At 73.8% G+C, this 24,083-nt stretch carries 22 protein-coding genes and 2 tRNA genes; 13 read left to right on the forward strand and 11 right to left on the reverse strand.

Annotation, left to right across the window (positions count from 1 at the left end; genetic code table 11):
• The first annotated feature begins 36 nt into the window (after window positions 1–36).
• Complete coding sequence (locus tag BJP59_RS10285) at window positions 37–1,155, forward strand: acyltransferase family protein (RefSeq protein ID WP_194520868.1); 1,119 nt, start codon at window positions 37–39, stop codon at window positions 1,153–1,155.
• Here BJP59_RS10285 and BJP59_RS10290 read toward each other — a convergent pair.
• Window positions 1,128–1,487 (reverse strand): DUF488 domain-containing protein, encoded by a 360-nt coding sequence (locus tag BJP59_RS10290; RefSeq protein ID WP_205688645.1) that lies wholly within the window; start codon window positions 1,485–1,487, stop codon window positions 1,128–1,130. The genes BJP59_RS10285 and BJP59_RS10290 overlap by 28 nt on opposite strands.
• A gap of 51 nt (window positions 1,488–1,538) precedes the next feature.
• Window positions 1,539–1,612 (reverse strand) — tRNA-Ile (locus tag BJP59_RS10295).
• A 58-nt stretch (window positions 1,613–1,670) separates the two neighbouring features.
• Between BJP59_RS10295 and BJP59_RS10300 the strand changes: the two genes are divergently transcribed.
• Window positions 1,671–2,186 (forward strand): hypothetical protein, encoded by a 516-nt coding sequence (locus tag BJP59_RS10300; protein ID WP_194520869.1) that lies wholly within the window; start codon window positions 1,671–1,673, stop codon window positions 2,184–2,186.
• A gap of 55 nt (window positions 2,187–2,241) precedes the next feature.
• Window positions 2,242–2,314 (forward strand) — tRNA-Asn (locus tag BJP59_RS10305).
• Window positions 2,315–2,509: 195 nt separating this feature from the next.
• Here BJP59_RS10305 and dnaG read toward each other — a convergent pair.
• Together dnaG and BJP59_RS10315 are read right to left on the reverse strand one after the other, a co-directional pair.
• Complete coding sequence (dnaG, locus tag BJP59_RS10310) at window positions 2,510–4,456, reverse strand: DNA primase (protein WP_194520870.1); 1,947 nt, start codon at window positions 4,454–4,456, stop codon at window positions 2,510–2,512.
• Between the two features lie 9 nt (window positions 4,457–4,465).
• Complete coding sequence (locus BJP59_RS10315) at window positions 4,466–5,428, reverse strand: AraC family transcriptional regulator (protein WP_194520871.1); 963 nt, start codon at window positions 5,426–5,428, stop codon at window positions 4,466–4,468.
• 95 nt (window positions 5,429–5,523) lie between these two features.
• On the opposite strand from BJP59_RS10315, the gene BJP59_RS10320 reads away from it, so the two are divergent.
• Entirely contained in the window at window positions 5,524–5,976 is a 453-nt protein-coding gene (locus tag BJP59_RS10320) for a VOC family protein (protein WP_194520872.1), read from the forward strand.
• Between the two features lie 21 nt (window positions 5,977–5,997).
• On the opposite strand, the gene BJP59_RS10325 is transcribed toward BJP59_RS10320, so the two are convergent.
• A complete protein-coding gene (locus tag BJP59_RS10325; RefSeq protein WP_228485424.1) occupies window positions 5,998–7,287 on the reverse strand; it encodes a deoxyguanosinetriphosphate triphosphohydrolase in 1,290 nt (429 codons plus the stop codon).
• A 322-nt stretch (window positions 7,288–7,609) separates the two neighbouring features.
• Here BJP59_RS10325 and BJP59_RS10330 point away from each other — a divergent pair, with 322 nt between their 5' ends.
• Window positions 7,610–7,831, forward strand: a complete 222-nt coding sequence (locus BJP59_RS10330) for a hypothetical protein (protein ID WP_194520874.1) — start codon at window positions 7,610–7,612, stop codon at window positions 7,829–7,831.
• Here BJP59_RS10330 and BJP59_RS10335 read toward each other — a convergent pair.
• The 4 genes from BJP59_RS10335 to BJP59_RS10350 form a co-directional block, all read right to left on the reverse strand.
• Complete coding sequence (locus tag BJP59_RS10335; RefSeq protein WP_228485003.1) at window positions 7,828–9,573, reverse strand: glycoside hydrolase family 13 protein; 1,746 nt, start codon at window positions 9,571–9,573, stop codon at window positions 7,828–7,830. The genes BJP59_RS10330 and BJP59_RS10335 overlap by 4 nt on opposite strands.
• A 99-nt stretch (window positions 9,574–9,672) precedes the next feature.
• Window positions 9,673–10,584, reverse strand: coding sequence for a sugar ABC transporter permease (locus BJP59_RS10340; RefSeq protein ID WP_009864775.1), 912 nt, complete (start codon window positions 10,582–10,584; stop codon window positions 9,673–9,675).
• Between the two features lies 1 nt (window position 10,585).
• Complete coding sequence (locus tag BJP59_RS10345; RefSeq protein ID WP_194520875.1) at window positions 10,586–12,232, reverse strand: ABC transporter permease subunit; 1,647 nt, start codon at window positions 12,230–12,232, stop codon at window positions 10,586–10,588.
• 151 nt (window positions 12,233–12,383) lie between these two features.
• Window positions 12,384–13,616: a sugar ABC transporter substrate-binding protein gene (locus tag BJP59_RS10350; protein WP_021482604.1), complete on the reverse strand. Its 1,233-nt coding sequence runs from the start codon at window positions 13,614–13,616 to the stop codon at window positions 12,384–12,386.
• Between the two features lie 264 nt (window positions 13,617–13,880).
• On the opposite strand from BJP59_RS10350, the gene BJP59_RS10355 reads away from it, so the two are divergent.
• Window positions 13,881–14,957, forward strand: coding sequence for a LacI family DNA-binding transcriptional regulator (locus BJP59_RS10355; protein WP_228485004.1), 1,077 nt, complete (start codon window positions 13,881–13,883; stop codon window positions 14,955–14,957).
• A gap of 181 nt (window positions 14,958–15,138) precedes the next feature.
• Window positions 15,139–16,992 (forward strand): glycoside hydrolase family 13 protein, encoded by a 1,854-nt coding sequence (locus BJP59_RS10360; RefSeq protein WP_194520876.1) that lies wholly within the window; start codon window positions 15,139–15,141, stop codon window positions 16,990–16,992.
• 113 nt (window positions 16,993–17,105) lie between these two features.
• On the opposite strand, the gene dusB is transcribed toward BJP59_RS10360, so the two are convergent.
• Complete coding sequence (gene dusB, locus BJP59_RS10365; RefSeq protein WP_194520877.1) at window positions 17,106–18,341, reverse strand: tRNA dihydrouridine synthase DusB; 1,236 nt, start codon at window positions 18,339–18,341, stop codon at window positions 17,106–17,108.
• A 117-nt stretch (window positions 18,342–18,458) separates the two neighbouring features.
• On the opposite strand from dusB, the gene BJP59_RS10370 reads away from it, so the two are divergent.
• Window positions 18,459–18,617, forward strand: a complete 159-nt coding sequence (locus tag BJP59_RS10370; RefSeq protein ID WP_021483859.1) for a hypothetical protein — start codon at window positions 18,459–18,461, stop codon at window positions 18,615–18,617.
• 111 nt (window positions 18,618–18,728) lie between these two features.
• On the opposite strand, the gene BJP59_RS10375 is transcribed toward BJP59_RS10370, so the two are convergent.
• Complete coding sequence (locus BJP59_RS10375) at window positions 18,729–20,126, reverse strand: glycine--tRNA ligase (protein WP_021482542.1); 1,398 nt, start codon at window positions 20,124–20,126, stop codon at window positions 18,729–18,731.
• Between the two features lie 161 nt (window positions 20,127–20,287).
• On the opposite strand from BJP59_RS10375, the gene BJP59_RS10380 reads away from it, so the two are divergent.
• Genes BJP59_RS10380 through BJP59_RS10400 form a run of 5 tightly spaced genes read left to right on the forward strand, consistent with a single transcriptional unit; the run spans window position 20,288 to window position 24,082 of the window.
• Window positions 20,288–21,289, forward strand: a complete 1,002-nt coding sequence (locus BJP59_RS10380; protein ID WP_194520878.1) for a metal ABC transporter substrate-binding protein — start codon at window positions 20,288–20,290, stop codon at window positions 21,287–21,289.
• The gene (locus BJP59_RS10385; protein ID WP_194520879.1) at window positions 21,286–22,116 is read left to right on the forward strand and encodes a metal ABC transporter ATP-binding protein; all 831 of its coding nucleotides are present in this window, start codon (window positions 21,286–21,288) and stop codon (window positions 22,114–22,116) included. Before BJP59_RS10380 ends, BJP59_RS10385 begins: the two co-directional genes overlap by 4 nt.
• On the forward strand, window positions 22,113–23,081 hold the full coding sequence (locus BJP59_RS10390) for a metal ABC transporter permease (protein WP_086151093.1): 969 nt from the start codon (window positions 22,113–22,115) through the stop codon (window positions 23,079–23,081). Before BJP59_RS10385 ends, BJP59_RS10390 begins: the two co-directional genes overlap by 4 nt.
• Window positions 23,078–23,470 carry a Fur family transcriptional regulator gene (locus BJP59_RS10395; RefSeq protein ID WP_009864106.1) on the forward strand — a complete coding sequence of 131 codons (393 nt, stop codon included), beginning with the start codon at window positions 23,078–23,080 and terminating at the stop codon, window positions 23,468–23,470. The genes BJP59_RS10390 and BJP59_RS10395 overlap by 4 nt, the downstream gene beginning before the upstream one ends.
• Window positions 23,471–23,473: 3 nt before the next feature.
• Window positions 23,474–24,082 (forward strand): DedA family protein, encoded by a 609-nt coding sequence (locus BJP59_RS10400; protein ID WP_194520880.1) that lies wholly within the window; start codon window positions 23,474–23,476, stop codon window positions 24,080–24,082.
• Window position 24,083 lies beyond the last annotated feature (1 nt).

The following is a 24,083-nucleotide window of genomic DNA, read 5'->3' on the forward strand; positions in this document are numbered from 1 at the left end:
AGGCGGCGTTGATCACGATTCGGTAACGTGCCGCGGATGCCCACGCAGAACCCTCGCCTCGCCGTGCTCGACGGACTCCGGTTCGCGGCAGCAGCCGCGGTGCTCGTCTACCACTTCGTCGCCGTCAACCACCACGCGTGGGGCGCGCGCACGAGCGCCTCGCTCCCCGACGCACAGGCGGTCACCGCCTACGGGTCCTTCGGGGTCCAGCTCTTCTTCGTCGTCAGCGGCTTCGTCATCCTCATGACGGCCTGGGGCCGCGACGTGCGCGGCTTCGTCGCGTCGCGCGCCGGGCGGCTCTTCCCCGCGTACTGGGCCTCCGTGCTGCTCACGGTGGTCCTGCTGGTGCTCGTCGTCCCCGGCCGGCGCGACGTCGACCTGCCGCAGGCGGCGGCCAACCTCACCATGGTCCAGCGCGCGTTCGGCATCCCCGACCTCGAGGCCGTCTACTGGACGCTCTGGTCCGAGCTGCGGTTCTACGTCCTCGTCGGCGTGCTCGTCGCCGTCGGCCTCACGCGGGCGCGGGTCCTCGCGTTCGTCGTGCTGTGGCCCGTCGCCGGCGCGATCGCGACCCAGACCGGCTCCGAGCTGGCCGCGACGGTGCTCGTCGCCCCCGACGCCCCGCTCTTCGCGGGCGGCATGGTGCTCTACCTGCTGACCCGCGAGCACCGCTCCCCCGTCCTCTGGCTCGCGCTCGCGCTGAACGTGCTCCTCGGGGCGGCGCTCTCCGGGCGGATCCAGTCCGGCCGCATCGAGAACAGCACCGACGTCGTCGTCTCCCCCACCGCGTGGTGGGTCGCGATCGTCGTGTGCTTCGCGCTCGTCGCCGTGGCGACGCTCACGCCGCTCGCCCGCGTCTCCTGGGGCTGGCTCACCGCGCTCGGCGCCCTCACGTACCCGCTCTACCTCGTGCACTCGTCGTGGGGACGATGGGTCATCGAGTCCGTGCACCCGTACCTCTCGCGCGCCGCGACCCTCGCGGTGGCGGTCGCGGTGTGCCTCGCCCTCGCCTGGGTGATCCACCGCGCCGTCGAACGGCCGCTCGGGCCCCGGCTGCGGCACGCCCTCGACCGCGACCTGCGCCGCGACCTCGACCGCCCGACCCGGGCCGCCGCGTCCCGGGGCGCTCAGGACGAGGCGCTCGCCGCGAGGTAGTCGCGCAGCACCACCGCCTGGTTGTGCTGCTCGTCCCTCGCCCCGTACACCAGCGTCACCACGGGGTGCTGCCCGACGACGTCCCGCAGCTCCGCGACCGCGTCGCCCTGGGCGTCGAGCTCGGCGCGGTACCGTTCGGCGAACTCGTCGAACAGCCGCTCCTCGTGGTGGAACCAGCGCCGCAGGTCCGTCGACGGCGCCACGTCCCGGAGCCACAGGTCGACGTGCGCCGCCTCCTTGCTCACGCCGCGGGGCCACAGGCGGTCGACGAGCACGCGGAACCCGTCCTGCTCCTCGGCCGGCTCGTACACGCGCTTGGTCCGCACCGTCATGAGGCCATGACACCGCGCGGACGCTCGCGCCGCACGCGCGACGCGGAAGGGTGCCCCGTGCAGGACTTGAACCCGCGACCGAGAGATTATGAGTCTCCTGCTCTGACCAGCTGAGCTAACGGGGCGCGCGGGCGAGCATACCGCCCGTGCGGCAGGCGGTCGGAGAGCCGCTACGGTGGGGACGTGTCCTGGTTCCGCCGTCCCGCGCTGCCCGACCCTGCCCGCCGTGCGCTCGACCTCCCGGCCACCGATCGTGTCCTCGCGTCGGCGGAGCTCGCCGACGGGTCGTGGGCCGTCGCGACGCGGGCCGGGCTCCTCACGAGCGACGCCGGCGGGACGACCGTCGTCCGGCGCCTCTGGTCGGACGTCGACCGGGCGGGGTACGACCCGGAGAGCGCGACGATCACCGTCTCGTGGGTCGACGGCGCCCCTCCCCTGGCCCTGCGCCTCGCCGACCCGCGCCGCACGTCGCTCGCGCAGACGCTGCGGGAGCGGGTGCAGTCGTCGGTCGTGCTCTCGGAGACCGTGACGTTCGCCGCAGGCCTCACCGCGCGCGTCGCCGTGCGGCGCGACGCGGACGGCGAGCTCTTCTCGCAGGTCGTCGCCGACCCCGGGCTGGACCTGACGGACCCGGAGGTCGAGGCACGGGTCGACGCGGCAGAGGGGCGGGTCCGGTCGGCGTCCGGACTACCCCTCTGAGCCTGCTAGAGTTTTCCCCGGTCGCCACGGTGAACACCGTGACAGCCATGGTCGATCCCGCGTAGCTCAGCTGGCAGAGCATCCGACTGTTAATCGGACGGTCGTAGGTTCAAGTCCTACCGCGGGAGCCCTCAGGTTCGGCCCCGGATCGCACAGCGGTCCGGGGCCGAACCTTTTGCGTTCCCGGGACGGACGTCCCTCCGGCGCGGGAGCGTTCGACCTCTCCGAGCGCCGGTGACGTGTCCGTGCCGCTCGCGCGCGCTGGGCGTCGGCTAACGCCGCCGCCCGCGCTGGATGCCACGGCCTGACCAAACCCGCCGGCGTCAGGCGATCTCGCCCTCGCGCAGCGTGCGGCGCTCGGCCTCGACGGCGAGGAGCGCGGCGAACGCCTCCTGGTACGCGGCGAGGTCGACCGACGGGTCGAGCCGCTGGAGCCGGCTCTTCGCGTCGGCGACGCGGCGCGTGAGACCCAGGTCGACGAGGCCGCGCACGACGCCCGCGACGTAGCCGCCGACGACGTTCTCCCGGTCCTCGGGCAGGGGCGCGACGGCGAGCTCGGTCACGAGGCCGCGCACGGGCTCGGCTGCCTGCTCGACGACCGCCTCGACCCAGTGCCCGGCGCCGAGCGACCTGCCCTCGCGCACGCCGCCCGCGGCGCGGATCGCGGCGTGGACGGCGCGCCACGCGGGGACGGCGAACGCTTCCTCGCCGAGGTCGTCGAACATCGGCGGCACGTGCTGGGGGTACTGGAGGACGGCGGCGAGCGCGAGTCGCTCCCGGCGCGCGACGGGGTCGCGCGGGTCGGGCAGGGGCAGCGCGGGGACCTCGGGCTCAGGCGGCCGGGCCTCGGCGCCGGGGCGGGCGTCGTCGGGCCGGGAGGTCCGCACGGGCCCGGGTGCGCTGCCGCGCTTGGCGGCCGCGGCGACCTCGCGCCGGACGCGCTCCGCGTCGGTGCCGATCCAGCCGGCGAGCATGCGCGCGTACTCGGGCCGCAGCGCGGTGTCGCGGATGCCGGCGACGACGGGGGCGGCCGCGCGCAGGGCGCCGACGCGCCCCTCGGCCGTGTCGAGGTCGAACGAGGCGAGCGTCGTGCGGATGACGAACTCGAAGAGCGGCTGGCGGCCGTCGACGAGCGCGCGCACCGCGTCCGGCCCGCGCGCCATGCGCAGCTCGCAGGGGTCCATGCCGCTCGGCTCGACGGCCACGAACGTCTGGGCGTAGAAGCGTTGGTCCTCGCCGAACGCCCGCACGGCGGCCTTCTGGCCCGCGGCGTCGCCGTCGAACGTGAAGACGACCTCTCCCCCGACGGACGCGCCCGACGCGAGCTGCATGCCGCCGCCCGCGGTCGTGTCGCCGAGGAGGCGCCGCACGATGCGCGCGTGGTCCGAGCCGAACGCGGTGCCGCACGTCGCGACGGCCGTCGTCACGCCGGACAGGTGCGCAGCCATGACGTCCGTGTACCCCTCGACGACGACGACGCGCTTCTGCTTCGCGATCTCGCGCTTGGCGAGGTCGATGCCGTAGAGCACGTGCGACTTCTTGTAGAGCGTGGTCTCGGGCGTGTTGAGGTACTTGGGGCCCTGGTCCTCGTCGTAGAGGCGGCGCGCGCCGAACCCGATGATCTCGCCGGTCACGTCGCGGATGGGCCACATGAGCCGGCCGCGGAACCGGTCGTAGATGCCGCGCTGCCCCTGGCTCATGAGGCCGGAGGCGACGAGCTCCGCCTGCGTGAAGCCCCGGCCCTGGAGGTGGCGCTGGAGGTTGTCCCAGCCGGTCGGCGCGTACCCGACGCCGAAGTGCTCGGCGTCGGCCCGCTCGAAGCTGCGCTCGGCGAGGAACGCGCGCGCGGCCTGGGCGCCCGGGGCGAAGAGCTGCTCGGAGAAGTACTGGGCCGCGACGCGGTGCGCCTCGAGCAGGCGCTGGCGGCGGCCGGGCTCCTCGCGCGGGCGCTGCGGGCCGCCGGAGTCCTCGTAGCGGAGCTGGATGCCGATGCGGTCCGCGAGGTACTCGACGGCCTCGACGAACGTCAGGCCGTCGATCTTCTGCACGAACGAGATGACGTCGCCGCCCTCGCCGCAGCCGAAGCAGTGCCAGCGCCCGACGCCGGGACGCACGTGGAACGACGGCGAGCGCTCGTCGTGGAACGGGCACAGGCCCTTGAGCGAGCCGACGCCTGCGGTCTTGAGCGTGACGTGCGCGGAGACGATCTCGTCGATCCGCGCGCGGTCGCGGACGGCTTCCACGTCCTCGCGTCGAATCAGGCCTGCCACGAGGCGAGTCTATGCGCCCCGGGCCGGCCCGGTGGGTGCCCCGGTGGCGGTGTCCGTCACCCCGGCGCCGGTCCCCGCCGCCGCCCCCACGAGGGCCGCGCGCGACGCCGCGCAGCGGCGCGCGTACGCGCCCGGGGTGACGCCCGTCGCGCGCGCGAAGTCCGCCCCGAGATGGGCCTGGTCGTAGTAGCCGACGGCGGTAGCGAGCCCCGCGAGGTCCTGGCCCGGATCCGCCGCCAGGAGGTCCGCGGCGAGGTGCACGCGGTGCCGCTGGAGCACCCACTTGGGGCTCACGCCGACGGACGCGGCGAACAGCCGTTGCAGCGAGCGCGCGGACGTGCCGACGACGTCCGCGAGGTCCCCCACGCCCGCCCCCGGCCCGAGCTCGCCGCCGACGAGCGCCGCGAACGCCCGCGCGACCCGGTCGAGGTCGCGCCTCGCGCGTGCGGTGCGGACCCGCTCGGCCCGGGCGCGCAGCAGGGGCTCGACCGTCCGCGCGGCCTCCTCGTCGCGGCCGGTGACCGCCAGAGCGAGCGCGGCGGCGCCGGTGCGCTCCGCCGTCGGGCCGAGCAGCGGCGCGGCCGGGACCTGCACGCCCGGACGCACGGCGTCCGGGTGGCCGAGCAGCACCCGGAAGGCGCCCGGCCGGAGCTTGGTGCCGACGACGGCGCCCGACCCGGTCAGGGTGCGCTCGAACAGCCCCGGCGGGATCCCGTGCGCGACGTACCCCGACTCCTCGGCCACGACGTTCGCCACCGGGTGGGGCACGAGGACCTGGGTGAACTCCGCACCGGGCGGCAGGTCCCACCGCACGACCCAGTGCCGCTCCACCAGGTCCGCGAGGTCGGGGGCGGGCTCGACGCGCACGAGCTCGAAGCCGCGCCGCGCGGCCGCGGGGTCGACGAGGCCGCGGACGGACGTCGTCGGGCGCCGGGGCCCCGCGGGGGCGCCGGCACCGGCGGGTTCGAACACCTGTCGCATTCCTCCAAGACTGGCACGGCCCGCCGACACGAGCATGAGGGGACGGCCCGCCCCGGGTGGGCGGGAACCACGAGGAGGAGGACACCATGGAGATGTCGGCACTGCACCCCAACGTCACGGTGAGCGGCGCGCGCGAGGCCATCGCGTTCTACGAGGCCGCGCTCGGCGCCGAGGTGATCGACACGATCACGGCGGGCGACGCCGTCATCCACTCCGACCTGCGGCTCGTCTCCCCGGCGGGGACCAGCACGTTCACCGTCGCGGAGGCGTTCCCGCCGGACTCGGTCGCGCCCGAGCCCGGCGCCCCGACGCACGCGTCGTTCACCGTCCCGGTCGAGGACACCGACGCCGCGTACGCGCGGGCGCTCGCGGCCGGCGCGTCGAGCCTCGCGGAGCCGTCGGACTGGTTCGAGGGGTTCCGCCAGGCGGCGGTGCGCGACCCGTTCGGGCACCGCTGGTACTTCGCGACCGTCGCGGAGTCGGTGACGGCCGAGGACGTGCAGCGCGCGAGCGACGCGTGGGTCGCCGAGCGCGGCTGACCCGGCCCGTGCGCCCGCCGGTCAGGCGGGCGGGCGGACGAGGCGCGCGTGCAGCTGCATCGCGGAGACGTCGGTGAGCGACGCGACCTGGTCGATCACCACGCGCAGGCGGGCCGCGTCGTCGGGCGCCGCCTCCCAGTCCGCCGCGAACGACGGCTCGAGCGCGACGGGCGCGCGGTCGCCCAGGACGTGCACCAGGTCGGCGATCACCTCGCGCTGGCGCTGGTAGAGCGGCTCCTGCTCGCGCGGCGCCATGACGTACGCGACCGCGACGCCCTTGAGCACGAGGATCTCGGCGACCGTCTCGTCCGGCACGACGAGCCGCGCCGCGTAGCGCGTGAGCGGGCCGTCCCCGAACAGCGCGCGCGTCGCGTCCTGGGCCGCGCCCGTGAACCGGCCGATGAGCTGGCTCGTGGCGTCCTTGAGCGCGGCGAGCGCGCGGCGCGACCCGTCGAACCCGGTGACCAGGTGCCCGGTGCCCTGGAGCCGGGTGATCGCGGCGTCGAGCGCCGCCTCGTCGTACGCGGTGCCGTACCAGGAGTGGACGGCGCGCACGACGCGCGCGCGCTCGTCGGGGTCGTCGAGCACGGCGAGCTCGATACGCCCGCCAACGACGGCGTCCTCGACGTCGTGCACGGAGTACGACACGTCGTCCGCGAGGTCCATGACCTGCGCCTCGAGGCACTTCACCTGCGCGGGCGCCCCGGCGCGCAGCCAGTCGAACACCGGGCGGTCGTCCTCGTAGACGCCGAACTTGTGGGTGGGCCGGCCGTCCGCGCGCAGCGGCGCCTCGCCCGCGCCCCACGGGTACTTGACGCTCGCGTCGAGGCTCGCGCGCGTGAGGTTGAGCCCGTACGAGCGGCCGTCCTCCACGACCTTGGGCTCGAGCCGCGTGAGGAGGCGCAGCGTCTGCGCGTTGCCCTCGAACCCGCCGACGTCGACCGCGAGGTCCGCGAGCGCCCGCTCGCCGTTGTGCCCGAACGGCGGGTGCCCGAGATCGTGCGCGAGGCACGCGGTGTCGACGATGTCGGGGTCGCAGCCGAGCGCCTTGCCGATCTCGCGGCCCACCTGCGCGACCTCGAGCGTGTGCGTGAGCCGGGTGCGGACGAAGTCGTCGCTGCCCGGCCCGAGCACCTGCGTCTTGGCGCCGAGGCGGCGAAGCGCCGACGAGTGCACGATGCGCGCGCGGTCGCGCTCGAACGGCGTGCGGGCCCGGGACTTCGGGGACTCGACGAACCACCGCTCGGTGTCGGCGTCGGAGTACGACGCCGTGCCCTCCTCGCCGCGCGCCGGGCGCGGGCCGGTCCCCACGACCGCGGGGTCGAACGCCTGCTGCTCGAACGTCTGCACGGGCCCCAGCGTAACGACGCCGGTCGGCACGTGGCGGACGGCGGGCGGGCCGCCGTGGGCGTACTCTCCGCCGTATGGGTGCAGCGCGTGCGCTCGAGCTGCGGGCCGTCACCGTCGACGGCCTGGTCGAGGTCGTCCCCTACGTGGACGGCCGGTCGCTCGTGGACGTCGTCGGACGGTTCGAGTCGGCGCGCGGGTACTCCCCGCGGGCGCGTACGGCGGGCTGGTCCCCGCGTTCTTCCGCTACGGCGACGCCGCGCACCAGTGGTACGGGCGGGGTCGCGTGCCCGCGGGCGGCCGCGCGTGGGTGCTCGCGTGCGACTGCCACGAGGCGGGGTGCTGGCCGTTCGAGGTGGCCGTGGCCGCCGACGCGACCACAGTCACGTGGCGCGACCTCACGCAGCCGTTCCGTCCCGAGTGGGACTACTCCGCGCTCGGGCCGTTCACGTTCGACCACGCGCAGTACGACGACGCGGTGCGCGCGGTCGCGCACCTGTTCGGCTAGGGCAGCCGCCACACCCCGACGGCCGGGCCGTCGCCCGCGAGCCGGGCGCCGCCGTCGTGCGGGGCGAGGTCCAGCGCGCCGTGCAGCCGCTCGGGCTCCCCACGCCCCACGAGCGCGGGGTGCAGCGTGACGCCGCCCCACGGCGCGCGCGCGAGCGCGACGAGGACACGCTCCTCAGGCGTCTCCCGGAGGTAGACGAGCGCGTCGTCGGCGACGTGCACCCAGCGCAGGCCGCCGTGGCGCAGCGCGTCGGAGCCGCGGCGCACCGCGATGAGCGCCCGGTACAGGTCGAACGTCGCGCCGTCCCAGCGCCCGTGGCCCGAGTCCGCGTCGTCCCACGGCATGGTCGCGCGCGCGTGCTCGCCGTTGAGGCCCGTGAGCCCGACCTCGTCGCCCGCGAAGACGACGGGCGTGCCCGGGTAGGTGAGCAGGAGCGTCGCCGCGACCTCGACCATCTCGCGCGAACCGACGATCGAGCGCAGCCGCGGGGTGTCGTGCGAGCCGAGCATGTTCCACTGCGACGCGGTCACGCGCCACGGCAGCACGGCGTCGAACTCGCGCATCGTCTCGACGACCGCCGGCCCGGCCCGGCGCGGCGTGCGCACGGGCAGCCCGAGGTAGGGCACGGGCGAGTGCGCGGGAGACAGCCAGGTCCACGCCGGGCGCGTGAACGCCGAGTAGTTCATGTTCGCGTGCCAGCCGTCGCCCGCGAGGTCGCCGGACGCGTCGTGGAAGTGCTCGGCGACGAGGGCGGCCTCCGGGTTCACGCCCCGCATCGTCGTGCGCAGGCGCCGCGCGACGTCGAGCGTGCGGTCCTCGGCGCCGAAGCGCCCCGTCATGTTGGCGACGTCGATGCGCCATCCGTCGAGACCGAACGGCTCGCGCAGGTAGCGCCCGACGACGGACCCGGGCCCGTCGATCATGCGCGCCCCGAGCTCGGCCGAGCCGTACGACAGCTTCGGCAGCGACGCGTGCTCGAGCCAGCCCACGTACCCGGGCTCGCCGTCGGTCCAGTAGTAGAAGTCGCGCTCCGGCGCGCCCGGGTCCGCGAGCGCCCGCGCGAACCACTCGTGCCCGGCGCCCGTGTGGTTCGTCGTGAGGTCGCCCATGACGCGCAGCCCGCGCGCGTGGGCGGCGCGGATCAGCGACGCGTACGCGGCGTCGCCGCCGAGCAGCGGGTCGACGTGGTCGAACGTGCTCGCGTCGTAGCGGTGGTTGGAGCGCCCCGGGAAGACGGGCGTCGTGTAGAGCGTCGTGACGCCGAGCGCCACGAGGTGGTCGAGCTGCTCCTCGACCCCGGCGAGGTCGCCCCCGTAGTACTGCGTGCCGACGTCGGGGCCGGCGCCGTGCGGCTCGTCGTCCCAGGCCGCGGGGACGGCCCACTTCGGCAGCGGACGCCCGTCGGCCCCGGCCGAGCGCGCGAACCGGTCGGGGAAGACCTGGTACACGACGCCGTCGCGCATCCACGCGGGCGCGCCCTCGTGGACGGTGAGGCGGAAGTCCGCGGCGTCGGGCACGTCGCGGTCCCACACCCCCCGGCCGTTGAGCCAGCGGTAGCCGCCCTCGCCCTCGTCGAGGAAGAACCGGTAGCCGGTCACCGGGTTGTGCACGAGGACCTCGGCGACGTACCAGTCCTCGTGCTCGTCCGAGCGGTCGAGGCGCGCCGGGGCGAGGCGCGGCTCGCCGTCGCGCACGGTGCGCAGCCACACGTCGCGCACGCCGGCGGACCGGGGCACGCGCACGCGGACGGGGACCGTGTCCCGAGGGCGGGGACGCCCTCGGGGACGTACAGCGCCGAGCCGTCGTGGTGCGGGACGGGGGTGGCGACGTCGTGCACGCGGTCAGCCCTTCACGGAGCCGGCCGTGAGGCCGCCCACGATGTACTTCTGCAGGTAGAGGAACAGGGCGAGCACGGGCAGCGCCGAGATGACGGCACCGGCCGTGAAGAGGCCCCAGTTGGCCTCCTTGAGCGACGACACCCACCCGTACAGCCCGACGGCGAGGGTCCAGTTGCTCTCGGACGACAGGACGATGCGGGCGATGATGAACTCGCCGAACGTGCTGATGAACGACAGCAGCGCGACGACGGCGAGGATCGGCGCGACGAGGCGCAGGATGATCGTCCAGTAGATCTGCGTGTGGGTCGCGCCGTCGATCTTCGCGGCCTCGTCGAGCTCGCGCGGCACGGTGTTGAAGAACCCGTACATGAGGAACGTGTTCACGCCCAGGGCCCCGCCGAGGTACACCGCGACGAGCGCGATCTTGCTGTTGAGGCCGAGGACCGGCACGACGTTCCCGAGCGAGATGAGCAGCAGGAAGATCGCGACGAACGCGAGCATCTGCGGGAACATCTGGATGATCAGCAGGGACGTGAGGCCGGCGCGCCGGCCGCTGAAGCGGAACCGCGAGAACGCGTACGCCGCCGCCGCGCCCATGAGCACGGTGCCGACCGACGTCGCGACCGCGATGACGAGCGTGTTGCCCATCCACGTCCAGAACATCGTGGTGCCGAGCTGGGCGTAGTTCGCGGTGCTCACGTCGGAGAACAGCGAGTTGGAGCCGGTGAGCGTCCCGTTCTCCGACAGCGACGCCGACAGGACGTACACGAGCGGGAACGCGGCGTAGACGACGGCGATCACGCCGACGACGTGCCGCCAGCCCAGCTCGGAGAACCAGCGCCCCGGGCGCATGCGGTTCCGGGACGCCGGGACGGCGGTGCCGCCGACGACGGGGGGTGCCTGGGTGGTCGCCATGTCAGCTGATCTCCTCGAACTTGCGCGTGCTGCGGAAGGCGATGGCCGAGATCGTCCCCACGATGACGAAGATGACGATCGACAGGGCGCTCGCGAGCCCGAAGTCCTTCTGCGCCGAGCCGTCGACGCCGGAGATCGAGTACACCATCGAGATGAGGATGTCCGTGTGGCCGAGCGGCACCGACGCGTCGGCGAAGCGTGGCCCGCCCCCGGTGAGCATGTAGATCAGGGTGAAGTTGTTGAAGTTGAAGGCGAACGACGAGATGAGCAGCGGCGCGGTCGAGATGAGCAGCAGCGGCAGCGTGATCGCGCGCCACGTGGTCCAGCGGCCCGCGCCGTCGATCTTCGCGGCCTCCATGACGTCGGACGGCAGGGACTGCAGGGCGCCCGTGCAGATGAGGAACATGTAGGGGAAGCCCAGCCACAGGTTCACCCCGAGCACGGACAGCTTCGCCAGCCAGGGGTCGGTGAGCCACGGGATGTGCGCGCCGCCCAGGATCACCTCGTTGATGAACCCGAACCGCGTGTTGAGCAGCCCCGACCACAGCAGCGCCGCGAGGAAGCCCGGGATCGCGTACGGCAGGATCATGAGCGTCCGGTAGACCTTGCGCCCGCGCATCCGGGTGTCGTTGAAGACGATCGCGAGGAACAGGCCGAGCAGGAACGTCGTGGCGACCGAGCCGATCGCGAACACGAACGTCCACACCAGGATCTTGACGAACGGCTGGGCGTAGCGGGCGTCCGAGAACGCGGTGACGAAGTTGTCGAACCCGACCGGGACGCGCCACCCGACCGCGAGGGTCGAGCCGTCGGGCGCCTCGAACTGGCCCTCGTCGTTCGGCGTGTAGACCGTGCCCGTCGTGGTGTCGGTCATCGTGTCCGCCGCCGCGTCCCACTCGAGGGCGGACGTGTACACGTAGCCGGTGCGGGCGTCGGTGGTGCGGATCGAGCCGTCCTCGGGGTCGTCCGAGACGGGGACGCGCAGCTCGGTCACCTCGGCCTGGCGCTGCAGCACCTGGTCGCGCGGGAGGACCGTGTACCCGGGGACCTCGGTCGCGCGGCCGTCCTCGACGGTCGCGCCGTCGACGACCGACAGCGGCCGCTCGGCCGTGCCGGCCTCGACCTCGCCGTCGTCGGTGACGACCGCGAACCCGAGCGCGTCGCCGTCCTCGACGACGGTCAGCGCGGACGACGCCGAGCCCTCGACCCGGCGCTCGTTCTGGATGAGCAGCGCGGAGACCGCCTGCTCCTTCGTCGAGTTGTGGCCCGTGCCGTAGTTGGTGAACGCCACGTAGCCCGTGTACCCGACGACGAAGATCTGGTAGACGAGCAGGAAGATCAGGCCGGGCAGGATGTACTTGAGCGGCAGGGACCGCTTCGAGAAGTACACCCAGTTCGCCGCGACGAGCAGCGCGATCGTCGCGGCGAGGATGCCGTACGAGCCCGCCGTCCACGCCGACCAGACCACGTACACGCCGAGCGCGTCCACGACCGCCATGAGGGCGAGCTTGACGAAGAACCCGGGCCCGTAGTCGCGCGCGTGCGAGGCGTCGCGCGGCCGCAGGCGGCGCTCGCCGCGCGGCGGCGGGCCGTCGGCTCCGGAGGTGCCGACGCGCTCGTCGCCGGCCGTGGTCTGAGGGGCGGACATCGTGGTGCCTCCGAGGTCGTCGGACGCGCGGGGTGCTGCGTCTTCTGGAGTGTCGTCGTGCTGCGTCGCGGCCCGTTCCGGGCCGGAGGTCGGGACGCGCCGTCGCGGTGCGCAGGAGCCCTGCGCACCGCGACGGCGGGCTGCACCCGGATCAGGAGTCGATCGCGCCCTGGATGTCGGCGATCATCTTGTCCCAGCTCGAGACCGGGTCGGCACCGGCGACGATCGCCGCCTCGGTGACGCCCCAGAAGCTCCACACGGAAGCCATCTCGGGGATCGACGGCATCGGCACGGCCTCGGCACCCACGGCGCGGAAGCCCGCGACGATCGGGTCGTCCGCGGCGGCGGTGTCGGCGGCGGCGGTCAGCGCCGGCGGACGGTTGCCCGCCTCGTACAGCGCGAGCTGCGCGTCCTCGGTGGACAGGAAGTTCACGAGGAAGTCGTTCGCGACGATCGCGTTGTCGCTCTCCGCGCTCAGGTAGAAGCCCTGGACGCCGACGAACGGCTGCGCGGGCTGGCCGCCCGCGGTGGGGATCGGGTCGATCGACAGGTCGAGGCCCTCGAACGAGTCGATCATCCACGGACCGCCGACGATGAACGGCGACTGGCCGTTCTTGAACGCCTCGACGGCGATGTCGTAGGTCGTGTCCTGGCTGAGCACTCCGGCCGCACCCTGGGCGCCGAGCCACTGCGCGAACGCCTGGCCCTCGGGGCCGCCCATCGCGAGCTCGGACGAGTAGCTGCCGTCCTCGTTCTGCGCGAAGACGGGAGCGCCGAACGACGTCTGGAACGGGTAGTGGGTGTACGGGTCACCCTTGTCGCCGTCCGACTGGACCAGGATCGGGAACTGCGTCCCGGCGGCCTGGCCCGCGGCCACGGCCTCGTCCCACGTGGCGGGGGCGGTCGGCGCGAGCGCCGTGTTGCGGATGAGGGCGATGTTCTCGATCGCGTAGGGCAGGCCGTAGACCTGGCCGTCCTGCGTGAACGCCTCGATGGAGACGTCCTCGAACTCGGCCGCCTTGTCGCCCAGCTCGAGCGGCGCCACGACGCCGTTCGTGGTGAGCTCGCCCAGCCAGTCGTGGGCGCCGACGGTGATGTCGGGGCCCTCGCCCGTCGGGACCTGGGCGAGGAAGTCCGCCCGGATGTCCTCGAAGTTCTTGAGCACGACGTCCACCGTCGTGCCCGTCTCGGTCTCGAACGACTCGGCCGCCGCGGTCACGGCGTCCTGACGGGTCTCGTCGACCCAGACGGTCAGCGAGCCACCGGCGGACGAACCCTCGGCGCTCGGCTCGTCGGTGGTCTCGTCGCCCGAGCCGCCGGACGAGCAGGCGGTCAGCGCCAGCGTCGTGGTCAGCGCGGCGGCAAGAAGGATGCTCCGTCGCATCAGTGGTCACTCCAAGCGTGTCGTGATGGGCGGCCCGCTCCGGCGTTGGCACCGGCGCCGGACCCTGATGGGCACGACGGTAGAGCGGGAGGTGGCACAGGTGCAAGTCGTTGCGGTAACTTTCATGCAACGCTTTGCAGGGCGTCGACCGGCGCCCACCCGCCTCCTCCGGTCGACGGGTCCGCGCGCCTCCGCACAGGGGATCGCGGCTCGCCGACCGGACGACCAGGACGAGGAGGTCCGGTGTCCCCTACGCTGCCCCATGTGCGTACCCGTCTCAGTGATCTCGCCGCCCAGGCAGGCGTCTCCACGGCGACGGTCTCGCGCGTCCTCAACGGGAAGCCCGGCGTCGCGAGCGAGACCCGCCAGGCGGTGCTCGCCGCGCTCGACGTGCTGGGCTACGAGCGACCGTCGACGCTGCGCACCCGCTCCGCCGGCCTCGTCGGCCTCGTCGTCCCGGAGCTGACCAACCCGGTCTTCCCCGCGTTCGCCCAGACGATCGAGTCGCTCCTGTCCGAGCACGGGTACACGCCGCTGCTGTGCACGCAGTCGCCGGGCGGGACCACGGAGGACGACTACGTCGACATGCTCATGGACCACGCAGTCGACGGCATCGTCTTCGTCTCCGGCCTGCACGCGGACACCCAGGCGAGCCACGAGCGCTACGAGCGGCTGCGCAGCCGGGGCATCCCGATCGTCCTGGTCAACGGCTTCGCCGAGGGCATCGACGCCCCGTTCGTCTCGCCCGACGACGTCGCGAGCGTCGAGCTCTCGGTGCGCCACCTCGTCTCGCTCGGGCACCGCAGCGTCGGCCTCGCGATCGGCCCCGACCGCTTCGTCCCCGCGCAGCGCAAGCTCGCGAGCTTCGCCGAGTCGCTCGTGCGGCACGGTCTCGTCGCCGACGAGGCGGAGGTTGCCCAGCACGTCGTCGTGACGCTCTACACCGTCGAGGGCGGCCAGGCCGCGGGCGGCGAGCTCATCGACTCGGGCCACACCGCGATCGTCTGCGGCTCCGACCTCATGGCGCTCGGCGCCATCCGCGCGGCGCGCTCGCGCGGGCTGCGCGTGCCGCAGGACGTCTCGGTGCTCGGCTACGACGACTCGCCCCTCATCGCCTTCACCGACCCGCCGCTCACCACCGTGCGCCAGCCCGTGAGCGCCATGGCGCACGCCGCCGTCAGCGCGCTCCTCACGGAGATCGCGGGCGAGCGGGCACCGCGGACCGAGCTCCTCTTCCAGCCGGAGCTCATCGTCCGCGACTCGACCGGGGCCGCCCCGGCCCGCGCGGCGTCCGCGACGGACGCGAGCACGGTCGCCGCGGCGGGCTCGCCGACCGCCTGAGACCGGCGCCCGGAAGTCCACGCACCTCGCTGCGGGCGTCCGCCGACCCCTCGTCGGCACCGCACCGCAAGCGCTTACACTCGACGGAGGGTCGGCGACACCCCGCTCCGCCAGCCGAGTGACCACCACCGGAAGATCCCCTGAAAACCCCAGCACCACGTACGTGAGGACCGACAGCTCGATGACTCGTATCGATTCGACGCCGACCGCCGCCGCGACCAGCACCGGGCTGGCCACCGCCCCGGCGCCCTTCAGCACGGGGGCGCTCGTGCACACCGGGCCGGGCGAGGCCCCCGAGTGGTGGCGCGACGCCGTCATCTACCAGGTGTACCCGCGCTCCTTCGCGGACGGCGACGGGGACGGCGTCGGCGACCTGCCCGGCATCACCTCGAAGCTCGACCACCTCGCCGAGCTCGGGGTCGACGCCGTCTGGCTGAGCCCGTTCTACCGCTCGCCCCAGAAGGACGCGGGCTACGACGTCGCGGACTACCGCGACGTGGACCCGCTGTTCGGCACGCTCGCGGACTTCGACGAGCTCCTCGCCCAGGCGCACGCGCGCGGCATCCGGATCATCGTCGACCTCGTCCCGAACCACACGTCGGACCAGCACGCCTGGTTCCAGGCGGCGCTCGCGTCGCCCGAGGGCTCGCCGGAGCGCGCACGCTACATCTTCCGCGAGGGCGAGGGCGAGCACGGCGAGCTCCCCCCGAACAACTGGCAGTCGATCTTCGGCGGCCCCGCGTGGACCCGCGTCACGGCCGGTCCGAACGCCCGCCCCGTGACCGGCGCCGAGGGCGAGACGCCCGGGCAGTGGTACCTGCACCTCTTCGACTCGACCCAGCCCGACCTCGCGTGGGACAACCCGGAGGTCCGCGAGGAGTTCGAGCAGGTCCTGCGCTTCTGGCTCGACAAGGGCGTCGACGGGTTCCGCGTCGACGTCGCGCACGGCATGATCAAGGCCGACGGCCTGCCCGACTGGGACGGCACCGTCTCGATGGTCGAGGGCACCGAGGCCGCCGACGGCGAGGAGGGCACCGACCCGGGCGCCCCCGAGGACGGCTCGACGGGCGCCGGGAACTCCGGCCCGATGTTCGACCAGGACGGCGTCCACGAGATCTACCGCGCGTGGCACCGCGTCCTCGCCGAGTACGACGGCGACCGTGCGCTCGTCGCCGAGGCGTGGGTCGAGCCGCTCTCGCGCCTCGCGCGCTACGTGCGCCCGGACGAGATGCACCAGGCGTTCAACTTCTCGTTCCTCACCACCGGCTGGGACGCCGCGCCGCTGCGCACCGTGATCGCGGCGTCGCTGCACGCGAACGACGAGGTCGGCGCGCCCACGACGTGGGTCCTGTCGAACCACGACGTCGTGCGCCACGCGTCGCGCCTCGGCCTGGCCGACCCGGGCCTGCGCCCCAACGGCGTCTTCGCCCACGACCCGCAGCCCGACGAGGAGCTCGGCCTGCGCCGCGCACGCGCCGCGTCGCTGCTCATGCTCGGCCTGCCCGGGTCGTCGTACCTCTACCAGGGCGAGGAGCTCGGCCTCCCCGAGCACACCGCCCTGCCCGACGAGGTCCGTGAGGACCCGGCGTTCTTCCGCACCCAGGGCGCCGAGGCGGGCCGCGACGGCTGCCGCATCCCCCTTCCCTGGCGCGCCGACGCCGAGGGCTTCGGGTTCGGGCCGTCCGGCAAGACCTGGCTCCCCCAGCCGGAGTCGTACGGCCGCTACGCCGCGGACGTCCAGCGCGGCGTCGAGGGCTCGACCTACGAGACGTACCGCACGGCCCTCGCCACGCGTCGCGCGGAGCGTCTGGGCGCGGGCACGCTCGCGTGGGTCGAGGAGTTCGCCGGCTCAGCGGACGTCGTCGCCTTCCGCAACCGCGACGTCGTCGTGCTCGCCAACCTGGGCGCCGAGCCCGTGGTGCTGCCGCACGGCGCGGAGGTCCTCGTGGCCTCCGGCCCGGTCCTGAGCGACCGCTCCGCGGACCCGCAGGTCCGCGTCCCGTCGGACACGACCGTCTGGCTGCGCGCGCACTGACCGACGCCGCCGCGTCGTGCGCGACGGCCGGGACCCCGCGGGGGTCCCGGCCGTCGCGCTTCTCGTCCCGTCGGCGCAGGGCCGCGCTGGGGCGGTCGGCGAGGAGCCGGCGCTCAGCCGCCGGAGACGCTCAGCTCGGCCTCGCGCAGGCGCTCCTCGTGCTCGGCGTCGAGCTCGCGCGAGTCGAGCCAGCCGTACGGCAGGTGCGGCGTCTTGGGCGACCCGGCCCGGCCGCGCTGACCCTCGGCGGCCTCGCCGGGGTAGGGCGCGTCCTGGTCGAGGTCGTCGAGCAGCGCGCGCAGCTCGGCGAGCGTCGAGACCATCGCGAGCGCGCGGCGCGCGTCGCCGCCCACCGCGTAGCCCTTGAGGTACCAGGCCATGTGCTTGCGCAGGTCGCGCATGCCCTTGCCCTCGTCGCCGTCGAAGTACTCGATCATGAGCTCGCCGTGGCGGTAGATCGTGCCCGCCACCTCGCGCAGCCCGGGGCGCACACGCTCGGGGCGGCCCGCGAACGCCGCGGCGAGGTCGGCGAACAGCCACGGCCGGCCCTGGCAGCCGCGCCCGACGACGACGCCGTCGCACCCGGTCTCGCGCACCATGCGCACGGCGTCCTCGGCCGACCAGATGTCGCCGTTGCCGAGCACCGGCACGCTCGTGACGGCCTCCTTGAGACGCGCGATCGCGGACCAGTCGGCCGTGCCGGAGTAGTGCTCGGCGGCGGTGCGCGCGTGCAGCGCGACGGCGGCGACGCCCAGGCCCTCCGCGATGCGGCCTGCCTCGAGGTAGGTGAGGTGGTCGTCGTCGATGCCCTTGCGCATCTTCACGGTGACGGGGACCCCGTACGGGCGGGCGGCCTCGACCGCGCCCTGCACGATCGCGGTGAACAGGTCGCGCTTCCAGGGCAGCGCCGCTCCCCCGCCCTTGCGCGTGACCTTGGGCACCGGGCAGCCGAAGTTCAGGTCGACGTGGTCGGCGCGGTCCTCGGCGACGATGATGCGCACGGCCTCGCGGACGGTCGCGGGGTCCACGCCGTACACCTGCGCGGACCGCGGCGTCTCGTCGGCGCCGAACGTCACGATGCGCAGCGCCTCGGGGTTGCGCTCGACGAGCGCGCGGCTCGTGACCATCTCGGCGACGTAGAGGCCGGGGTCGTCGCCGCCGGACGCGCCGGCCTCGCGGCACAGCGTGCGGAACGCGCGGTTCGTGACGCCCGCCATCGGGGCGAGGACCACCGGCGTCCGGACGACGATCGGGCCGATCCGCAGCGGCGCGACGAGCGGACCGGTCCCCGGGTCGGGGCGGTCGATCGTCGTGCTGAGGGCAGGAGCGGGTGCAGTCACGCGCTCCATTGTCCCACCCGGCTCCCGCTGCACGACGAGCCCCGTTTCGACGAGCGAGCACCGCACGGTCGTGGCAGTGTTGAGGAGGTCCGGCAATCCAGGCCGGACACGGACGAAAGGGACGACATGCCTCTCTGGCTCATCCTGGTCATCGTCGGCGCCGTGCTCCTCATCCTCGGCGTCGCCATCGAGGCCGCGAAGATCCTCATCTGGATCGGCATCATCGTGCTCGTCGTGAGCCTGGTGATCGGCCTGCTCAACAGGGCTAAGGGGGCGGCCCGCTAGCGCGAGGCCGCTGGGGGCGACGCGTCCCGACGAGACGCGACAGGAGGGGCGGGACCGCACGGTCCCGCCCCTCCTGCGTGCCCGGCGCCGGTGCGCCGGGCCGGTGACGCGTCAGGCGCCGAGCAGGTGCCCGGCGAGGTACTCGGTGACCTTGTCGAGCGCGACGCGCTCCTGGCTCATCGAGTCGCGGTGGCGGATCGTCACGGCCTGGTCGTCGAGCGTGTCGAAGTCGACCGTGATGCAGAACGGCGTGCCGATCTCGTCCTGGCGGCGGTACCGGCGGCCGATGGCGCCGGCGTCGTCGAAGTCGACGTTCCAGTACTTGCGGAGCTCCGTCGCGAGGTCCTTCGCCTTGGGCGAGAGCTGCTCGTTGCGGCTCAGCGGGAGCACGGCGGCCTTGACCGGCGCGAGGCGGTGGTCGAGGCGCAGGACCGTGCGCGTGTCCACGCCGCCCTTCGCGTTCGGCGCCTCGTCCTCGGTGTACGCCTCGACGAGGAACGCCATGAGCGAACGCGTGAGACCCGCGGCCGGCTCGATGACGTAGGGCACCCAGCGCTCGTTCTTCGTCTGGTCGAAGTACGACAGGTCCTTGCCGGAGTGCTCGGCGTGCGTCTTGAGGTCGAAGTCGGTGCGGTTCGCGATGCCCTCGAGCTCGCCCCACTCCGAGCCGGAGAAGCCGAAGCGGTACTCGATGTCGACCGTGCGGGTCGAGTAGTGCGAGAGCTTCTCCTGCGGGTGCTCGTACAGGCGCAGGTTGTCGCGCTGGATGCCGAGGTCCACGTACCAGTCGGTGCGCGTGTCGATCCAGTACTGGTGCCACTCGGCGTCCGTGCCGGGCTCGACGAAGAACTCCATCTCCATCTGCTCGAACTCGCGCGTGCGGAAGATGAAGTTGCCCGGCGTGATCTCGTTGCGGAACGACTTGCCGATCTGGCCGATGCCGAACGGCGGCTTCTTGCGGCTCGCCCCCATGACGTTGGCGAAGTTCACGAAGATGCCCTGCGCCGTCTCGGGGCGCAGGTAGTGCAGGCCCGACTCGTCCTCGACGGGGCCGAGGTACGTCTTGAGCATCATGTTGAAGTCGCGCGGCTCGGTCCACTGCCCGCGCGTGCCGCAGTTCGGGCAGACGATCTCGGCGAGGCCGCCCTCGGGCGCGCGGCCCTTCTTCTCCTCGAACTCCTCGATCATCTGGTCCTCGCGGAACCGCTTGTGGCAGTGCAGGCACTCCGTCAGCGGGTCGGTGAAGACGCCCACGTGGCCCGACGCGACCCACACCTGGCGCGGCAGGATCACGGACGAGTCGAGACCCACGACGTCGTCGCGGCTCGTGACCATCGCGCGCCACCACTGCTTCTTGATGTTCTCCTTGAGCTCGGTGCCCAGGGGCCCGTAGTCCCACGCGGAGCGGGTGCCGCCGTAGATCTCGCCCGAGGGGAAGACGAACCCGCGCCGCTTGGCGAGGGAGACGACGGCGTCGAGACGGGCGGTGGGCGAGGGCGCTGCGGCCACGGACATCACTCCTGGTGCTCACGGCCCCGCACGTGGCTCGTGGGGGCTGGACGGGTGGGCGACGCCCGCACGGGCGCCGACCGACCAGCGTACCCGGCCGTGACCCGGCTCACCGGGAACGGTTTTGACATTCATTCTCAAGAAGGCGGAGACTGGTGGTCATGCACCGCTCCCCCGCCCGGCGCCGTCGCGCCCTCGCCACCACCGCCGTCCTCGCCACGGCCGCGCTCGTCGCGTCCTGCTCCCCCGGCGACTCCCCCGGGGACGGCGGCTCGGGAGGAGGCGGCGACGACGGCCGGCTCCAGGTGCTCGCGTCGTTCTACCCGCTCCAGTACGTCGTCGAGCAGGTCGGCGGGGAGCACGTCGACGTCGCGAACCTCACGCCGCCCGCGGCCGAGCCGCACGACCTCGAGCTCGCACCCGCGCAGGTCCGCTCGATCGGCGACGCCGACCTCGTCGTCTACCTCTCGGGGTTCCAGCCCGCGGTCGACGAGGGCATCGAGCAGCGCGCCCCCGAGCACGTGGTCGACGCCGCGGAGTCGGCCGGGCTCGAGGAGCACCCCGGCGGCGAGGGCGAGCACGCCGACGAGACCGCGGAGGAGCACGCCGAGCACGCGGACGAGTCCGGCGACGGTCACGACCACGGCCCCACGGACCCGCACTTCTGGCTCGACCCGACCCGTCTGGCCGCGGTGGGCGACGCCGTCGCCGACGAGCTCTCCGCGCTCGACCCCGACCACGCCGACGACTACGCGGCCGGTGCCGCCGCCCTCACCGCGGACCTCGACGACCTGGACGCCGAGTTCGCCGAGGCGCTCGCCCCGTGCGCGGGCGCGACGCTCGTCACCTCCCACGAGGCCTTCGGCTACCTCGCCGAGCGCTACGACCTGCACCAGGTCGGGATCTCCGGGATCGACCCCGAGGCGGAGCCCTCCCCCGCGCGCCTGCGCGAGGTGGGCGAGGTCGTCCGCGAGAACGGCGTGACCACGCTCTTCTTCGAGACGCTCGTCAGCCCCAAGGTGACCCAGACGCTCGCCGACGACCTCGGCGTCCGGACCGCGCTGCTCGACCCGCTCGAGAGCCTCGCGGAGGGCGCGACGGACTACCGTGAGGTCATGGAGTCCAACCTCGAGGCGCTCACGTCCGGCCTCGCGTGCGCATGACGGACGCACCGGAGCTGATCGCCGCGCGCGAGGTCCACGTGACCCTCGGCGGGAGCGAGATCCTGCGCGGCATCGACCTCTCGGTCCGCGCGGGCGAGGTCGTCTCGCTCCTCGGCGCGAACGGGTCGGGCAAGTCGACGCTGGTCCGCGCGCTCGTCGGGATCGTGCCGCTCTCCCGCGGCTCCGTCGACCTGTTCGGCGCGCCGCTCGGCCCGCGGCTGCCGTGGCGGCGGCTCGGCTACGTGCCGCAACGCGTGAGCGCGCCCTCGGGCATGCCGTCCACCGCGTCGGAGGTCGTCGCGTCCGGGCTCCTCGGCGGCGGCCGTCTCCGGCTCCCGCGCGGGTGGCGCGACCGCACGGTCGAGGCGCTCGAGCTCGTGGGCCTCGCGGACCGCGCCGACGACTCGACGGCCGAGCTCTCGGGCGGGCAGCAGCAGCGCGTGCTCATCGCGCGCGCCCTCGTGCGCCGGCCCGACCTGCTCGTGCTCGACGAGCCCGTCGCGGGCGTCGACAAGCCGAGCCAGGAGGCGTTCGCCGCGACGATGACGCGCCTCGTGGGCGACGGCCTCACGGTCCTCGTGGTGCTCCACGAGCTCGGGGCGCTCGCCCCGCTCGTCGAGCGCGCGGTCGTCCTGCGCCACGGGCGGGTCGTGCACGACGGCGCCCCTCCCCGCGCGTCGTCCACGCACGCGGGCGCGACGCACCAGCACCTGCACCCGCACGAGCCCGTGGACGGCGACAACCGCCCCGCGGGCCCGGAGACGGGCCTCACCGACACCCTGAACCCCGACCTCTCCGCAGGCCACGCACCCAGGACGGCCTCATGACCACCCTGTTCTCCGAGATCTCCCTGCTGCTCACCGACCCGCTCATGCAGCGCGCCCTCCTCGCGGCGCTGCTCGTCGGCGTCAGCGCCCCCGTCGTGGGCACGTACCTCGTGCAGCGCAAGCTCTCGCTGCTCGGCGACGGCATCGGGCACGTCGCGCTCACCGGCGTCGCGCTCGGGTGGCTCGTGGGCGCGGCGATGGGCGTCGTGCCGAACGACGCGCTCGCGATCCCCGGCGCGGTCGTCGCGGCGGTGCTCGGCGCGGTCGCGATCGAGGTCGTGCGCGAGCGGGGCCGCACGAGCGGTGACCTCGCGCTCGCGCTCCTCTTCTACGGCGGCATCGCGGGCGGTGTCCTGCTCATCAGCCTCGCGGGCGGTTCGTCCGGCAGCCTCATGCAGTACCTGTTCGGCTCGATCTCGACGGTGACGTCGTCGGACCTCGTCCTCACGGTCGTCCTCAGCGCGGTGATCCTGCTCGTCGGCGTCGGTCTGCGGGCCGCGCTGTTCTCGGTGAGCCACGACGAGGAGTTCGCGCGCGCGTCCGGCCTGCCCGTGCGCACGCTGAACATCGCCGTCGCCGTCGTCGCCGCGCTCACCGTGACCGTGTCGATGCGGGTCGTCGGGCTGCTGCTCGTCAGCGCCCTCATGATCGTGCCCGTCGCGGTCGCCCAGCTCGTCACGCGCTCGTTCCGCCGCACGATGCTCGTCGCGTCGGTCGTCGGGGTGGTCGTGTGCGTCGTCGGGCTGTCCTTCACGTACTGGAACAACGTCTCGCCGGGTGCGACGATCGTGGTCCTCGCGATCGCGACGTACCTCGTCGTCGCCGCGCTGCGACCCCTGTGGGTCCGCCGGCGGCCGCGCGTCGCGCGGGACCCGCACCCGGACATCCCCGACGACGTCGAGCTCGACCTCGTACCCTCGGGGTCGACCCACCGCACCACCGGAGGTGACCCGTGCAGCGCATGACCCGCCAGCGCGCCGCCGTCTCGGACGCGCTGGAGGACCTGGAGGACTTCCGCAGCGCCCAGCAGCTCCACGAGATCCTGCGCACGCGCGGCGACAACGTGGGGCTCGCCACCGTCTACCGCACGCTGCAGAGCCTCGCGGACGGCGGCGACGTGGACGTGCTGCGCACCGAGGAGGGCGAGAACCTCTACCGTCGGTGCGAGCGCCGCGAGCACCACCACCACCTCGTGTGCCGGGCGTGCGGCCGGACCGTCGAGATCGACGGCCCGACGGTCGAGGCCTGGGCCAACCAGGTCGGCACCTCGCACGGGTTCGTCGACATCCAGCACACCATCGAGCTGTTCGGCACGTGCGCGGGCTGCGCGCGGGCCACCGCCGTCCAGGACTGAGCGGTGCCCGACGCGCTGGACGGCGCCCCGTTCGCCGCGCTCTTCGCCTTCTTCTTCGCGGTCGCGTTCGTGCGGACGCAGGCGACCTACTGGATCGCCCGCCTCGTCACGACGTGGACCCTCGACCGCACGCGCCCCGTCAAGCCGTGGGTCGCGCGCGTCCACGCCTGGCTGTCCGGGCGGTCGGCCGCACGCGGGATCGAGACCGTGCGGCGGTGGGGCGTGCTCGCGGTGCCCGCGTCGTTCCTCGCGACCGGGACGAAGACCGTGATCAACGCCGCCGCGGGCGTCGTGCGCATGCCGTTCGGGCGCTACCTCGCGGCCATGATCCTCGGGTGCGCGGTGCACGCGACGATCTACGCGACCGTCGGGTGGGCGGTGTGGACGGCCGCGTTCGCCGCCGCGACGGGCTCCCCCACGGGCGTCGCGGTGCTCGTCGCGATCATCGTCGTGGCCGCCGTGGCGGTGGTCCTCATGGTCCGCCGTCGGGCCGCCCGGGCGGGCGCCGACGCCGCGGTCGTGCCGGCCGGCACGACCGCCGGCGACGTCCCCGCGCTGGACGGGCAGGCGACGATCCCCCGCGACGAGGACGCGCCGCGCACCGACCGATGAG

This window comes from Cellulosimicrobium sp. JZ28, from assembly GCF_015327065.1.
Lineage (GTDB): Bacteria > Actinomycetota > Actinomycetes > Actinomycetales > Cellulomonadaceae > Cellulosimicrobium > Cellulosimicrobium funkei.